Annotated in this window: 11 protein-coding genes; 7 read left to right on the forward strand and 4 right to left on the reverse strand. The window is 64.3% G+C overall.

Going from position 1 to position 15599, the window contains the following annotated elements; all coding sequences use genetic code 11:
* Positions 1-60: 60 nt before the first annotated feature.
* The 4 genes from C9E81_RS13705 to xseA all read right to left on the reverse strand — a co-directional run bounded on the left by C9E81_RS13705 (position 61) and on the right by xseA (position 7182).
* The gene (locus C9E81_RS13705; protein ID WP_122112930.1) at positions 61-948 is read right to left on the reverse strand and encodes a LysR family transcriptional regulator; all 888 of its coding nucleotides are present in this window, start codon (positions 946-948) and stop codon (positions 61-63) included.
* A gap of 70 nt (positions 949-1018) precedes the next feature.
* Positions 1019-4147 carry an efflux RND transporter permease subunit gene (locus C9E81_RS13710; protein ID WP_122112931.1) on the reverse strand — a complete coding sequence of 1043 codons (3129 nt, stop codon included), beginning with the start codon at positions 4145-4147 and terminating at the stop codon, positions 1019-1021.
* A gap of 25 nt (positions 4148-4172) precedes the next feature.
* The gene (locus C9E81_RS13715) at positions 4173-5372 is read right to left on the reverse strand and encodes an efflux RND transporter periplasmic adaptor subunit (RefSeq protein ID WP_341802642.1); all 1200 of its coding nucleotides are present in this window, start codon (positions 5370-5372) and stop codon (positions 4173-4175) included.
* Between the two features lie 247 nt (positions 5373-5619).
* Positions 5620-7182 carry an exodeoxyribonuclease VII large subunit gene (gene xseA / locus C9E81_RS13720; RefSeq protein ID WP_122112933.1) on the reverse strand — a complete coding sequence of 521 codons (1563 nt, stop codon included), beginning with the start codon at positions 7180-7182 and terminating at the stop codon, positions 5620-5622.
* 62 nt (positions 7183-7244) lie between these two features.
* On the opposite strand from xseA, the gene purD reads away from it, so the two are divergent.
* The 7 genes from purD to C9E81_RS13755 all read left to right on the forward strand — a co-directional run bounded on the left by purD (position 7245) and on the right by C9E81_RS13755 (position 15535).
* Positions 7245-8504, forward strand: a complete 1260-nt coding sequence (gene purD, locus C9E81_RS13725; protein ID WP_122112934.1) for a phosphoribosylamine--glycine ligase — start codon at positions 7245-7247, stop codon at positions 8502-8504.
* A 127-nt stretch (positions 8505-8631) separates the two neighbouring features.
* Positions 8632-10446, forward strand: coding sequence for a M3 family oligoendopeptidase (locus tag C9E81_RS13730; RefSeq protein ID WP_122112935.1), 1815 nt, complete (start codon positions 8632-8634; stop codon positions 10444-10446).
* Positions 10443-10916 carry a GNAT family N-acetyltransferase gene (locus C9E81_RS13735; protein ID WP_122112936.1) on the forward strand — a complete coding sequence of 158 codons (474 nt, stop codon included), beginning with the start codon at positions 10443-10445 and terminating at the stop codon, positions 10914-10916. Before C9E81_RS13730 ends, C9E81_RS13735 begins: the two co-directional genes overlap by 4 nt.
* A 313-nt stretch (positions 10917-11229) precedes the next feature.
* A complete protein-coding gene (locus tag C9E81_RS13740) occupies positions 11230-12423 on the forward strand; it encodes a hypothetical protein (RefSeq protein ID WP_122112937.1) in 1194 nt (397 codons plus the stop codon).
* Positions 12420-13766, forward strand: coding sequence for a cytochrome P450 (locus C9E81_RS13745; protein WP_122112938.1), 1347 nt, complete (start codon positions 12420-12422; stop codon positions 13764-13766). Before C9E81_RS13740 ends, C9E81_RS13745 begins: the two co-directional genes overlap by 4 nt.
* A complete protein-coding gene (locus C9E81_RS13750) occupies positions 13763-14098 on the forward strand; it encodes an MmcQ/YjbR family DNA-binding protein (protein ID WP_122112939.1) in 336 nt (111 codons plus the stop codon). The genes C9E81_RS13745 and C9E81_RS13750 overlap by 4 nt, the downstream gene beginning before the upstream one ends.
* A gap of 462 nt (positions 14099-14560) precedes the next feature.
* On the forward strand, positions 14561-15535 hold the full coding sequence (locus C9E81_RS13755) for an invasion associated locus B family protein (RefSeq protein WP_243698657.1): 975 nt from the start codon (positions 14561-14563) through the stop codon (positions 15533-15535).
* Positions 15536-15599: the final 64 nt, after the last annotated feature.

A 15599-nucleotide genomic window follows, 5' to 3' on the forward strand; every position in this document is an offset into this window, starting at 1 on the left:
CAAACTCGCGTTCCATTCGATGGAAAAACCGGGGACATGCCGATATTTCGCGGGTAACGTTCATCGACGCTTTCCCATCCGGCGTGCTTCCGCCAGAAGCGCTTCAAGCACCGGCGTATGCGGTTCGCGCCACGGGGCAACCAGCCCCACCGCGTGAACGCTTTCCTCGCCCTCCATCGGAACCAGCCGAAGCGCCTTGCCCTGCGCCAGGAACTGCGCGACATCCTCGGGCAGGATGGTCAGCCAGCCACCGGCCACCACATGCGCGACCAGCACCACGGTCGAGCTTGATTCGACCGTGGCCAATGGCCTCACGCCGGCATTGGCGAGGTTACGGTTGATGATCCGCCGGTTCTGCATGTCCGAGGTCAGCAGGCACAGCCGTTGTCCGTCCAGATCGGACCAGGCCACGCTGGAGCGTTTTGCAAAACCCGTATCCGCACCGCAGATCAGCATGTAACGCTCATTATACAGCGGAACCGTGCTGACCTTTCCCAGGGGCTCGTTGTCGAGATAGGAGATCCCCGCATCGACATCGAGATCGTCGATCATCTGCAGGATATCGATCGAGGTGCGCGACAGGATGGTGAAACCTACATTCGGATGCGTGGCGCTGAAGCGGGCGCTGAGCTTGGCCGCCCATGTCAGCGCGGTAGGGATCACCGCGATCCTCAACCGTCCCGCCAGACCATGCCGCGTTGCCCGCATCTCTTCGCGCAACTGCCGGGTGTCGCTGACGATCCGGCGCGCCCAGACCAGGGCGCTCTGCCCTTCGGGCGTCAATCCGCCATAGCGCGAGCCACGAAAGATCAGCAGGACGCCAAGCTGTTCCTCAAGCTGCTTGATCCCGGCGGAAAGGGTCGGCTGAGTGATCCCCAGGCTCGCCGCCGCGCGGCCGAAATGACCCTCCTTGGTTACAGCCAGAAACATCTCGAGCTTGTCGATCACCTTGACCTCCCCTGATCCCTGTCATCAAGCGCGATCGGAGAAGGCGGGTCAAGCGGATGTCCCCGGCTCGCTATGCGGTCCCGGCCTCGGCCGAACTGTCTTCCCATTTGTCCTTGCGGCCCAGCAACCTGCGCATCAGCACGAAGAAGAGAGGAGCAAACAGGATACCCAGAGCCGTCGCGGCCAGGGTTCCGCCCATCACCGTCGCACCGATGGCGTTGCGGCCATTCGCACCCGCTCCGGTGGACAGCACCAGCGGCAGAACCCCGAGAGAGAAGGCGATCGAGGTCATGATGATCGGGCGGAAGCGCTGGCGGGCCGCCTCGACCACCGCGTTGAAGAGCGGCACCCCTGCCTGCGACTGCTCGCGCGCGAATTCGACGATCAGGATGGCGTTCTTGCCGGTCAGGCCGATCACCGTCAGCAGTCCGACCTGGAAGAACACGCCATTGTCGAACTTGCCCAGATATGCGCCGACCAGCGCGCCCAGGACACCGATGGGCATGACCAGGATCACCGCCAGCGGGATGGCCCAGCTTTCGTAAAGCGCGGCAAGGCACAGGAACACCGCCGCAAGGGACAGTGCGTAAAGCAATGTCGTCTGGTCGCCGGATTCGCGTTCCTCCAGCGACAGGCCGGTCCAGGAGATGTTGAAGCCCGCAGGAAGCTGCCCGGCCAGCCGCTCCATCTCGGCCATCGCATCGCCCGAGCTGACGCCCGGGACCGGGCTGCCCTGGATCTGCATCGACGGGACGCCGTTATAGCGGCTCAGCCCCTGCGGCCCGAAGGTCCATTCGCCCTCTGCAAAATTCGAGAACGGCACCAGGTCGCCATTCGCGTTGCGGACCCGCCACTTGTCGAAATCGCTTGGCACCGAGCGGGAATCCGCCTCGCCCTGGACATAGACCTTCTTGATCCGTCCGCGGTCGATGAAGTCGTTCACGTAATCCCCGGTCCAGGCGATCTGCATAAGGTTGGCGACATCGGTGGCCGTCACCCCCATCGCGCCCGCCTTGCGCCAATCGATATTCAGCCGGTACTGGGCCGCATCCTCCAGCCCCGAGGGCCGGACCTGTGCGATCATCGGGCTTTCGGCGGCCATGCCAAGCAACTGGTTGCGCGCCTCCAGCAACTGTTCATGCGATTGTCCGCCACGCGCCTGCAGGTAGAAATCAAAGCCCGAGACGTTGCCCAGTTCGATCACCGCTGGCGGCACGACCGGGAAGACCATCGCGTCGCGGATCTGGCTCAGCGCCCCATAGGCGCGGCCCGCGATGGCCTGTACCGATTGCTCTGGCGACAGTCTTTCATCCCAGTCCTTGAGCCGCACGAAGGCCATGCCGACATTCTGTCCCGACCCGGCAAAGCTGAAGCCCGCCACGCCGAACATCGAATCGACGGATTCGGACTCCTCGTTCAGGAAGTAATCCTCGACCTGGTCGATAACCGCCTCGGTCCGCTCGACGGTGGCGCCGGTCGGCCCCTGCACCAGCACGAACATGATGCCCTGGTCCTCGTCGGGCAGGAAGCCTTCCGGGGTGCGCAGGAACAGCAGCGCCATCACCGTGCCAAGCCCGGCATAGATCAGCAGCATCCGCAGCGGCCGGCGCACGATCCAGCCCACGAGGCCGGTATATCCCCGCGAGGTGTGGTCGAAACCACGATTGAACAGGCCGAAGAAACCGCGTTTCTCGCCGTGATGGGCCGGCCGCAGGATCGAGGCGCAAAGCGCCGGGGTCAATGTCAGTGCGACGACCACCGAAAGCGCCATGGCGGACACGATGGTAATCGCGAATTGCTGATAGATCACCCCGGTCGAGCCGCCGAAAAAGGCCATCGGCACGAACACCGCCGAAAGCACCAGCGCAATCCCGATCAGGGCGCCGGTGATCTGGCCCATGGATTTACGGGTTGCCTCTCGCGGAGGCAGCCCCTCCTCTTCCATGATTCGCTCGACATTTTCCACCACGACGATGGCGTCATCGACCAGAAGGCCGATGGCCAGCACCATGGCCAGCATGGTCAGCGTGTTGATGGTAAAGCCGAAGGCCGCCATGATCCCGAATGTCCCCAGCAGCACGATGGGAACCGCAAGCGTCGGGATCAGTGTCGCCCGCCAGCTTTGCAGGAAGATATACATCACGATGAAGACCAGAACGATGGCCTCGATCAGCGTGTGAACCACCTCTTCGATCGAGATCTCGACGAAGGGCGCGGTGTCGAAGGGGATCACGTATTCGACGCCCTCGGGGAAGAATTGCGCGAACTCCTCCATCCGCTCCTTCACGCGTTCGGCGGTGTCCAGCGCGTTGGCCCCCGGCGCGAGGCTGAGCGCCATGCCCGAGGCGGGGCGGCCGTTATAGGTCGGATCGCCGCCATAGGTTTCGGCCCCGATCTCGACCCGGGCGACATCCTGCAGCAACACCAGCCCGCCGTTTTCCTCGGCCCGCAGCACGATCTGGCGAAAGTCCTCGGGCGTGGACAACAGCGACTGCGCCGTGACGGTGGCATTCAGCATCTGGCCTTCGACGGTGGGAAGCCCGCCGAACGCACCCGCCGATATCTGGGTATTCTGCGCCGAGACCGCCGCGACCACATCCGATGGCGCGAGTTCATAGGCAGCAAGCTTGGCGGGGTCGAGCCAGATGCGCATGGCATATTGCGCCCCGAAAACCTGCACGCTGCCGATCCCCTCGACCCGGCTGAGATCGTCCACAAGGTTGGTGACCATGTAGTCGCTCAGGTCGGTCGCGTCGAAATTCTCGTCGCCGATCAGGCCGACGACCATCAGAAAGCCCGATGCGGCCTTCTCGACCCTGACGCCCTGCCGCTGCACCGGCTCGGGCAATAGCGGGGTGGCCTGCGACAGCTTGTTCTGGACCTGCACCTGCGCGATATCGACATCGGTGCCGGTCTCGAAGGTCAGCGTCGTCGAGGAGGAGCCGTCCGAAGTCGAACTGGACGACATGTAGCGCATCCCGTCCAGCCCGGTCATCTGCTGTTCTATGACCTGGGTGACCGTGTTGGCGACGGTATCGGCCGAGGCGCCGGGATAGGTCGCACGGATCGTCACCGAAGGCGGCGCGATCTGCGGATATTGCGCCACCGGCAGCGTCATGATCGCCAGGATGCCGACTCCCATGATGATGATCGAGATCACCCAGGCAAATACCGGTCGGTCGATAAAGAAACGGGCCATGATATCTCTCGCGCTGATCCGGCGGTCAGTTGCCGGTGTCGTCGTCCTCGGTCGCCTCTTGTGCAGGGGCGGGTTCCTCGTCCCGCCCGGCTGCTGCGGCCTCACCGCCCGCCGTTTCCGCGGGTGCGGCGTCGCCTTGCGCTGCGGCTTTTTCACCATCGGCGCCTTGCGCGGTATTCTCGGCCGGTGCTGCTCCGCGCTCTTCCGGTGTTACGGGCATGCCCTCGCCAATGAACTGGAGCCCGGCCACGATCAGCCGGTCGCCATCCTCCAGGCCTTCGCGCACCACCCAGGCATTGCCGCGATCCTGCACGATCTCCAGTTGCCGCGTCTCGACGATGTTCTCGTCATTGACGACCATCGCGACGGGGCGGCCACGGCGGTCGCGCGTCACGCCTTCCTGCGGCGCCAGGATCACGTCCTGCAATTGCGCCTGCGGGATTTCGGCCAGAACATACATGCCCGGCAAGAGCAGGCTCTCGGGATTGGCGAACTCCATCCGCAGCGTGACGACACCGGTGGTTTCGTCCACATGCGGTTCCGCGCCGGTCAACGAGCCGGTATGTTCGTATTCCGTGCCGTCCGCCAGATGCAGGGTCACGGTGCGGTCCACGCCCTCGGGCAGTGCCGCCTGCGCGTCCTGGCGCTGCCACCGGATGATCTCGGCGGCAGATTGGGTCACGTCCACGCGGACCGGATCGATCCGCCGGATGACCGCCAGAGGCTCGGCCTGCGATGCCGTTACCAGCGCCCCCTGCGATGCCTGCGCCAGGCCAATGGCACCGCCGATCGGCGCCGTGATCACCGTCCGGTCCAGATCGATCTGCGCCGCCTGCAACTGCGCCTCGGCAGATTTCACCGCCGCTTCGGCAGCGTCGCGGGCCGCGATCGCACTGTCCTGTGTCTGCTCGCTGGCCACCCGCCGGTCACGCAGCGCCGCCACCCGCTCGGCCTCGCGCCGGGCTGATTCCGCCTGCGCCTTCGCCTGTGCCAGCGCCGCCTCGGCCTGCGCCACGGCAGCCTCGTAACTGCGCGGATCGATCCGGTAGAGCGGATCGCCCTGCTCGACGACAGTGCCCTCGTCGAACATCCGCTCGGTAATCAGGCCGTTGACCTGCGGGCGCAGTTCCGCCTCGGCCGAGGCCACCACGCGCCCCGGCAATGTCGATGTCAGAGTCACGTCCTGGGCCTTCAGCGTGACCACGGTCACGGCGGGCGGAGGCATCTCGCCCCCCTGCTGAGCCATTCCTGCCCCAGCCCACAGCATCGCGCCAACCGCAGACGCGGCAACGAGAATTCGAGTATGTGTGATCATGCCCGCGGCCCGTATTAAAAAATCAATTCGTCAGATCAGCGCGTGGGAAGCCGTAGCGGCAAAGCCTAGGCGCTAACAGGCAACCTAGGGCGATCAAGCGCCGGACACAACCTCTTGAATTAACGTCGGCACCTCCCAGTTAATTGGGTTGATCGCATCAGAAGAGCGAGCCCTGTTCAGGCCCCGCCCGACCCTTCGAACTGCTGTCGGGGCGTGTCCCACCCGGCCCTGCCCCGATCCGCCCGTCGGCGAACTCGATCTCGAAATGCGTAAGCTTGCCCGCCACCGCCGCCGAGGTCACGACACCGCCGCCGCCATGCACGACGGCAAAGCCGCGCTTCAACGTCTGCTCGTAACCCAATGTCTGCCGCATCCGGTCCAGCCGCATCAGCGCCTCGCGACGCTGATCGATGGCGCGCCGGCCGCCCTTGTCCAGCCGCGCGCCCAGACCGGCGAGACGCTCCGATTGCGTCTCGACCGCCCGCCGCGTGACGGCCACGGCTCGCCGCAACGAGCTGTCCAGCCGCTCTTGCAATTGCGCCAGACGATCCTTGCGGCGTTCCATCCGGCGCTCGCGGCTGCTTTCCAGCCGGGTGGCGACCCGTTCAAGGCCGTGGCGCTTGGCAGAGGTGAATTGCCGCAACGTCGCCGCAGGCATCGGCCGCGAGGCCAGTTGCTGCCGCCTTGCCCGCACCAGCCCGCGCAGCGCGGGCTCCAGCCGGCTGCCCCACAGGTCGAACCGCTGCCTTGCCCCTTCGGTCAGTGCAGCGGGGCGCCCCATCGCGCGGGCCAGATCGCGCAGGCGTTGGCGGGGACGGTCGATCCGCTGCCCGCTGGCGCGGGACATACGCGCGCCAGCCTCGGCCAGGCGGGCGGCAAGATCGGCGCGCACCGGAACCGCAAGCTCGGCCGCCGCCGTGGGAGTCGGCGCCCGCCTGTCAGAGGCAAAATCGATCAGCGTGGTATCCGTCTCGTGCCCCACGGCAGAGATCAGGGGAATGTCGCTGGCAGCCGCCGCGCGCACCACCTCTTCCTCGTTGAACCCCCACAGGTCCTCCAGACTGCCGCCACCTCGCGCCACGATGATCAGGTCCGGTCGCGGGATCGCTCCGCCCTCCGGCAGAGCATTGAAACCGCGAATGGCCGCCGCGACCTGCGGTGCGCATGCCTCGCCCTGCACCGCGACCGGCCAGATCAGCACATGGGCCGGGAAACGGTCGCGCAGCCGGTGCAGGATATCCCGGATCACGGCGCCAGACGGCGAGGTGACCACCCCGATCACCCGAGGCAGGAACGGCAGGGGACGCTTGCGCTCCTGATCGAACAATCCTTCGGCAGCCAGGGCCTTGCGGCGCTTTTCCAGCATCGCCATCAGCGCGCCCATCCCGGCAGGCTCGATCTGTTCGACGATCAACTGGTATTTCGACTGCCCGGGGAAGGTGGTCATCCGCCCGGTCGCCACCACCTCCATCCCCTCTTCCGGCCGCTGCGCCAACCGCGCCGCCTGCCCTTTCCAGCTGACCGCCGCCAGCACCGAGCGGTCATCCTTGAGATCGAAATAGACATGCCCCGAAGAGGGGCGCGATACCCGTCCGATCTCGCCGCGCACGCGGACCCGGCCGAACCGGTCCTCGATATTGCGCTTCACCGCCCCCGACAGTTCCGAGACGGTGAATTCATGGGCATTGTCGCCCGGTGGCGTGTCCTCGATCAGATCCATGCGGCTTGTTCCCCTTCGCCGCGCAGATTAGAACGCCGCGAGAGCAAGCGAAAGGGCGGCAGATGAATATCCTCATCCTCGGCGGCGGCGGGCGCGAACATGCGCTTGCATGGGCGATCCGGCAGAATCCGAAATGCGACCGGCTGATCGTCGCGCCGGGTAATGCGGGCATTGCAGGGGTGGCGGATTGCGCCGATCTTAACATCAATTCACGCGCAGAAGTGCTTGAATTCGCAGAAGACAATGCCATAGATTTCGTGGTGATCGGCCCCGAGGCCCCGTTGGCGGCAGGCGTATCCGATGCCCTGCGCGGCGCGGGGTTCCTGGTCTTTGGCCCCAGTCAGGCTGCCGCCCAGCTTGAAGCCTCGAAAACCTTCACCAAGGAGATCTGCGACGCCTGCGGCGCCCCCACTGCTGCCTGGGCGCGCTTTACCGATGCCGCCTCGGCCCGCGATCATGTCACCGCCCAGGGAGCGCCGATCGTGATCAAGGCCGACGGTCTGGCCGCCGGCAAGGGCGTCACCGTCGCCGAGACCATCGAGCAGGCGCATCAGGCCATCGACCTGATCTTCGAGGGGGAATTCGGCGACACCTCGGTTGTTGTCGAGGAGTTCATGGCCGGCGCGGAGGCCAGTTTCTTCGTGCTTTGCGACGGCACGGATTGCCTGCCCATCGGAACCGCGCAGGATCACAAGCGCGCCGGTGAGGGCGACACCGGTCCCAACACGGGCGGCATGGGCGCCTACAGCCCCGCACCGGTATTGACCGAGGCCTTGCAGGCACAGGTGATGGAGCGGATCATTCGCCCCACGGTCGCAGAAATGTCCCGCAGGAACAATCCGTTTCAAGGTGTTCTTTATGCCGGACTGATGATCGCCGAAGGCCACGCCCGACTGGTCGAATACAATGTCCGTTTCGGCGACCCGGAATGCCAGGCATTGATGATCCGGCTTGGAGCGCAAGCTCTGGATTTGCTGCTGGCCTGCGCCACGGGACGGCTGGCGGAAACCTCGGTCAACTGGGCCGATGACCATGCGCTGACCGTTGTCATGGCGGCGAAAGGCTATCCGGGAAGCTACAAGAAAGGTAGCGAAATCAATGGCCTTGACGACATAACGGAATCAAGTTTCGAGATGGTGTTCCACGCCGGAACTACCGAGGTGGACGGGCGGATCACAGCGACGGGTGGGCGCGTTCTTGCCTGCACCGGGCGCGGCGCGACCCTGGCCGAAGCGCATGAGCGTGCCTATCGCCTCATTGACGCGATCGACTGGCCCGAGGGTTTCCATCGCCGCGATATCGGCTGGCGGGCCTTGTCATAGCTGAGGTCCGGGGAAATTCCCGCACCGGGATCACAGCAGCGCGCGGGGCAAGTATCCGCGGTATATCCGCAATTCAACTGATCGCCGAAATGCCGCAAGGCAAGGGACGATAGAGAAAGGACCCAGGATGGCAGGACAAGCGACATTCGACTCGAAGGACGCGGTGAAAGGCAATGAATTCGGGCAGCTTCCCGAATGGGACCTGAGCGATCTCTACCCCGCCCCGGACTCTCCGGAACTGAAAGCGGATATCGAACGCCTCACATCCGAAGCGCAGGAATTCGCCGCGCGCTACCAGGGCAAGCTGGCCGACCTGTCCGCATCCGAGATGCTGACCTGCATTCAGGCCTATGAGCGGATCGACATCACCGCCGGGCGGATCATGTCCTATGCCGGGCTGCGCTATTACCAGAACACCACCGACGCGGAACGCGCCAAGCTGATGGGCGATTTGCAGGGACGGATCACCGATATCACCACGCCGCTGGTGTTCTTCAGCCTCGAATTCAACCGCATTCCCGACGAGACCTACGAGGCGGTCTTCGCCGCCGCTGACGGCCCGGCCCGCTACAAGCCGGTTTTCGACCGGATGCGGGCCATGCGCCCGCACCAGCTTTCCGACGAGTTGGAACAGTTCCTGCACGACAATTCCGTCGTGGGCGCGGCGGCATGGAACCGGCTGTTCGACGAAACCACGGCGGCGCTGGAATTCGACGTGGATGGCGAGCGGTTGGGGATGGAGTCCACGCTGAACCTGCTGACCGAGCATGATCGTAGCAAGCGAGAGACCGCCGCCCATGCACTGGCCAAGGTCTTTGGCGACAACGTCAAGCTGTTCGCACGCATCCACAACACGCTGGCCAAGGAAAAGGCCATCGAGGACAAGTGGCGCAAGATGCCCACGCCGCAATATGGCCGGCACCTGTCGAACCATGTCGAACCCGAGGTTGTCGAGGCATTGCGCAATGCCGTGACCCGTGCCTATCCGCGCCTGTCGCATCGCTATTACGCGCTCAAGGCGCGCTGGCTGGGGCTGGACAAGCTGCAGGTCTGGGACCGCAACGCGCCCTTGCCGACCGAGGCGCCCCGGACCATCGGTTGGGACGAGGCCCGCAGCACTGTGCTGGACGCCTATGCCGGTTTCTCTCCGCGGCTGGCCGAACTGGCAGAGCCGTTCTTCGACAAGGGCTGGATCGACGCGGGGGTCAAGCCCGGCAAGGCTCCGGGCGCATTCGCGCATCCGACGGTGACGACCGTGCATCCCTATGTGCTGCTTAACTACCTGGGCAAGCCGCGCGACGTGATGACGCTGGCGCATGAGCTGGGCCATGGCGTCCACCAGCGGCTGGCGGCGGATCAGGGCGAACTGCTGGCCTCGACGCCGCTGACACTGGCCGAGACGGCCTCGGTCTTCGGCGAGATGCTGACCTTCCGGGCGCTGCTGGCCAAGACCACCGATCCGGCGCAGAAAAAGACCCTGCTGGCGGGCAAGGTCGAGGACATGATCAACACGGTGGTCCGCCAGATCGCCTTCTACGATTTCGAATGCAAGCTGCATGCCGCCCGCGCCGAGGGCGAACTGACCCCCGATGACATCAACGCGCTGTGGATGTCGGTGCAGGCGGAATCGCTTGGGCCGGTATTCGAGTTCATGCCGGGCTACGAGACCTTCTGGACCTATGTGCCGCATTTCGTCCATTCGCCCTTCTATGTCTATGCCTATGCGTTCGGCGACGGGCTGGTGAACGCGCTTTATGCCGCCTATGAGGATGGCCTGCCGGATTTCCAGGGGAAATATTTCGATATGCTGGCCGCAGGCGGCTCGAAGCATCACAAGGAGTTGCTGGCTCCCTTCGGATTGGATGCGTCGGATCCGGCCTTCTGGGACAAGGGGTTGTCGATGATCGAAGGGTTCATCGACGAGTTGGAAGCGCTGGAGTGACGGTCTCGCTGCATCCGCTGGACCGGCGGGATGCGGGCCGGGTCGCGCATATCGCAGTCCGGCCGGATCAGGAGCGTTTCGCGGGGACCGTCGATGCGGCGCTGGCCGAGCCCGAGGCAACGGTCGATCTGCACGAGATCCGGGAGGGTGACAGGGCGGTCGGACTGTTCAAGATCGACCGTGCCTATCATCAGCGCCATGAATTCGCGCAAGCGGATGATCTGGGCCTGCGCGGTGTGATACTGAGCCACAGCCAGCAGGGGCGTGGCGTTGGAACAGCCGCCATGGCAGCGCTGAAGGGCTATCTTCCGCCGGTCTACCCCGGCAAGGCGCAACTCTGGCTGACGGTCAACATCGCCAACCCCGCGGCCATTGCCGCCTATCGCAAGGCGGGATTTGCCGAAACGGGGGATATCTGGCCGCATGGGAATGCCGGGCCGCAACTGATCATGTTCATGCGGTTGGGGTAAGGGGCTGCCGCCCCCGGCCGCGCCATTCGGCGCGCCCTCCCCCGCAGGTATTTGAACAAAGAAGAAGAAGATCAGTGCGTGCTGCGTCAATCTTGATCCAGAGTCTTTGGATGACCCTGGCATGATTCCGTCGGTTTGGGCTGCGCCCCCGGCAATAGCCTCGCCCTGCCGGGGTTCCATGATATCGCGGCCAGCAGAAAGGCAGCGTCAGGCATCTGGCCGCGTATCGTCCGCGTCGGCGGAAATTTGCCCGCATACGGGTTGCTGCGCAGCAGAATTTGCTTATTCTGCGCTGACTTAACAAGGCCCGAACATGCCCCGAGAATTCCGTCGCAAAGTTCTTTATATTCCGGGTTTTGATCCTGTCCCGCCACGCCGCTACCGCGAGCTGTTTCGCAGGGAATCAGCGGTGCAGGCGGCAATCTCCGGTTACGGGATCGAGATCGTACCGCAAGCGCGCAGAACCGGGTTCGGCTGGAAATCCCGGGGCCAGTTTCCGGAAGGACAGGCGGAGGCCCAATTCGAGGTCCTGGTCTGGGCCGATCTGGTTCAGAACTCGATGCGCCGGGGCATTCCGGGAACCTATGGTCAGCTTTTCACCACCGCATGGGCCTATATCGGCACCGGTGCGCTCTTTCGGCTGATGCGGTTGCGGCGTGGGCCGGTGCTGGCGGCGCTCTATCCGATCGTGCTGCTGCTGCTGCAGGCATTTCTGGCCATCCTGATCGGGATGGCTGCTGGCTGGCTGGCCTCGCATCTGCTGGGATGGTGGGGAGGGCTGCCGTTTGGGCTGGCGGTAACATGGGGTATCCTGCTGGGGTTCCGACGGCTCGATAATCGCCTTTTCGCCTATTACCTGATGCATGACTATGCCTTCACCGCCCAGCATCGCGGCGCCTATCCGGCCGCGCTGGAGGCGCGGCTGACGGAATTCGGCGACCGGCTGGCCGCGGCCTTGAACGAGGATGTGGACGAGGTCCTGGTCGTCGGCCATTCCTCGGGCGCCTATCTGGCCGTGTCGCTGCTGGCCGATGTCATCCGGGCCGGGCGCTTGCCTGCGGATGGTCCGGATCTGGCGCTGCTCAGCCTTGGCCATGTCGTGCCGATGGCCTCCTTCCTGCCCCGGGCAGAGCGCTTGCATGACGATCTGGCCTATCTATCGGAAAGGCCCGAGATTTTCTGGCTCGATGTCAGCGCGCCCGGTGACGCCTGCTGCTTTGGCCTTTGTGATCCCGTCGCGGTGACCGGAGTCGCGGGACCAGAGCAGCGCTGGCCGCTGGTGATTTCCGCCGCCTTCACCCAGACCCTTTCTCCACTAAGGCTCAAGGCGATGCGCTGGCGTTGGTTCAGGCGGCATTTCCAGTATCTCTGTGCTTTCGACCGTCCGCATGATTACGATTATTTCGCGATCACCGGGGGGCCGCTGCCACTGTCGGAACGTTTCGCGGGCCGGGCTCCGTCCCCGGGCAGGATCACTCTTGCGGCCGGCCCGGGTATTCGAAGATGAAAGCCCCGAAACCGGACAGCACGAGGGGGCGCGGCAGCCTTATCCGCCTTGTCCGCGGGTTTCGGCGAGACCTGCTCTCTGCCCTGCCCGAGCGGTTCTACCGGGCCTGGATGGCCGAGTATCGCAACCCGCTGATCCACAGCTTCGTTTGCAACGATCCCGGTCTGGTCAAGCTGATCCTGCAAGAGCGTCCCGATGATTTCCCAAAATCCGACCGGCTGCGCGAGGGTCTGGCCCCACTGTTGGGAGAGTCCATCTTCGTCACCAATGGTGAGCAGTGGAAGCACCAGCGGCGCATCATCGACCCTGCTTTCGAGGGCGGACGGCTGCGCGAAACCTTCCCCGCCATATGGTCCGCCGCGGACGCCACGCTGACGCGGCTGACCGAAGGCGAAATGGATATCGAACCCGAGGCCAGCCACGCCGCCGCCGATGTGATCTTTCGCGCGTTGTTTTCCCTGCCGATCGAGCATGAAATCGCGTCGCGCGTCTTTCGCGCTTTCAGGGCGCATCAGGACGCCCAGCCCATCGTGAACCTTGCGGCTCTCGTGCCTCTGCCCCGCTGGCTGCCGCGCCTTCACTCTGCACGGACCAGGCGAACGGCTGCGGAGATTCGCGGGTTGATCGAAAGTCTGGTTGCCCAGAGGATGGAGACGATCGAGGCCGGAACCGCCCCTGACGATCTGGCGACCAAGATCATGACCACGCCCGACCCGCAAACGGGACAATGTTTCAGCGCCTCGGAAATGGTCGATCAGGTGGCGATCTTCTTTCTGGCCGGGCACGAGACCAGCGCCTCGACCCTTGGCTGGGCGTTATGGCTGCTTGCAGCCAATCCGGACTGGCAGGAGCGCGTTGCCAGGGAGGGGCGCGGGCTGACCAAGGATTTCAGCGCGATCTCGACGCTCAAGGTAACGCGGGCCGTATTTCGCGAGGCGCTGCGCCTTTATCCGCCGGTTCCCATGATGGTGCGTGAAGCAACCCGACCCGAGGTTTTCCGCGAGCGCCCGGTTCCCAGAGGGGCGCAGCTCGTGCTGTCACCATGGCATCTGCATCGCCATGAGCGGCTTTGGCAGAGGCCTGACGACTTCGACCCCGGCAGATGGGAAACGCCCGAGGGCAAGGCCAGCGCCCGCGATGCGTTCATTCCGTTCTCGGCGGGTCAGCGGGTTTGCCCCGGTGCGGGCTTCGCGATGCTAGAAGGGGTGATCATGCTGGCCCGGATCGTCGCGGCATTCCGCCTGTCGCCGGGGTGCGTGCCCCCCGTTCCCGTCGCCCGCTTGACCGTTCGTGGCCGCGACGGCATCCTGATCCGGCTGGAGCGCCGCAAGGACAGCGAATGAGCCGCGACACCGTCAACCGCATCTGCGCCGCCCTGCCTGGGGCCGAGCACTCCGACCCCTGGGGCGGCGGGCATGATTGCTGGAAGGTCGGTGGCAAGATGTTCGCGGTGACTGGCGCTGTCGATCCTTCCGTTTCGGTCAAGACCGATGGTGTCGAAACGGCTGAAATGCTGATCGAAGCCGGAGTGGCCGAACGCGCGCGCTATCTGCACCGAAGCTGGGTCGCCCTGCCACTGGACAGCCCCGAGGATGAACTGCGCCATCGGATCGAATCCAGTTATCATATCATTCGCAATGCGTTACCAAAGAAAATTCGAGACAGCTTGAACTGATCCGGAAGTTCAATTCCGGCTTGCGATGGGCCGGACTCACATCGAAGCGGACTGGCTGGAAGTCAGCGACTTGCTTTCAATCGCGGACAGTAAAAGAGGCCATGACATCCGCCATGGCCCCGCGCGTATGGAACGCTGTCTCCCTGCCGGACTGGCCGGTCATCATTGCGTGCACGCTAGTCGCGCGCTTGTGATACGTCAACAGTGTAAGCGTTCACTTTTAAGCGGATTTCACGGGTTTCATGCTTCAAAGCGGCAGTATCGCACAACCCGTCTGTCCGGCACCGTTGCCAAGGCCTTGCTGTTCCGAGTTTGAAACCGGAGTATTCAGGGCTTTTCGCGGCTGTCCCGAACAGGATTGCGGTCAAGCCATGGTGAAGCCCCGGGCGTTCTTCTACGCTGACAAGCCAGCAAAGACGTGTTACGCGACTGCAAAGCATCGAGCAAAGGAAAGAAACGATCATGTCCATCAAACCTTCGCACTCGCTTCTGGCGGCCATGGCCCTGATAGCGGCCCCTGCTTTCGCTCAGGACACCGCGACTCCCGAAGCGGACGCGCCGACCAATGACAGCACGGTTCAACTGCCTGCGGATGCGGAAAAAGCGGTCGAGGAGGCCGGGGATGCGGCGGCCGAGGCCGCGGCAGAAGAGACCGGGGACGCTGAAACCGGGGCAGAGACGGCTCCGACCGACGACGGTGCCGAGGCAGAGAGTGGCGAATCAGCACAGGAGGAAGCCACGGACACACCCGCTGACGCAGCCGCAGGTGAGACGGCGGGAGAGGATACCGCTCCGGAAGAAGGCGCCACTCCTGCGGAAGAACCCGCAGAGACGGATACCGGTGAGGCTGCCCCGGCTACGGAAGAGGCCGAGCCTACTGCAGATGCGGCGGCGGAGGAATCCGGTGAACCGAAGGTTGGCTCCTATTATGCCAAATCAACCCATCAGGACTGGACCATTCGCTGCATCAAGGCCGATCAGGGAACCGATCCCTGCGAACTTTACCAATTGCTGAAGGATGGCGAAGGCAATTCGGTCGCCGAAATGACCCTGATTCCGCTGAGCAATGGCGATGTCGCGGCCGGCGCCACAATGGTGGTTCCGCTGGAAACAGATTTGACCCGTGGGCTGAGCCTTTCGGTAGATGGCGGCGAAGCGCGCGGCTATCCATTCAGCTTCTGCGCCCCGGTCGGTTGCGTGTCCCGCATGGGCTTCACCAACTCGGAACTGAGCGGATTGAAGCGCGGCGGAAAGGCCAGTATCTCGCTGCTGCCCTTCGGTGCCGATCCCGAGAGGCCAGTTGAACTGGAGCTGTCGCTTGCCGGCTTTACCGCCGCATTCGACGAGCTGTCGGCCCTTGCCGCCGAGGCTCGGGCAGCGGCGGAGGCTCAAGCGCAGGAATCCGGGGCAGCCGAAGAGGAAGCTCCTGCGGAGTAATCACGCCGCCCTGCCAGTTAGTTGCCAGAAAAGAAAACCGCGCCGGATTGGCGCGGTTTTTTCG

The organism is Paracoccus alkanivorans, assembly GCF_003697785.1.
GTDB classification, from domain to species: Bacteria; Pseudomonadota; Alphaproteobacteria; order Rhodobacterales; family Rhodobacteraceae; genus Paracoccus; species Paracoccus alkanivorans.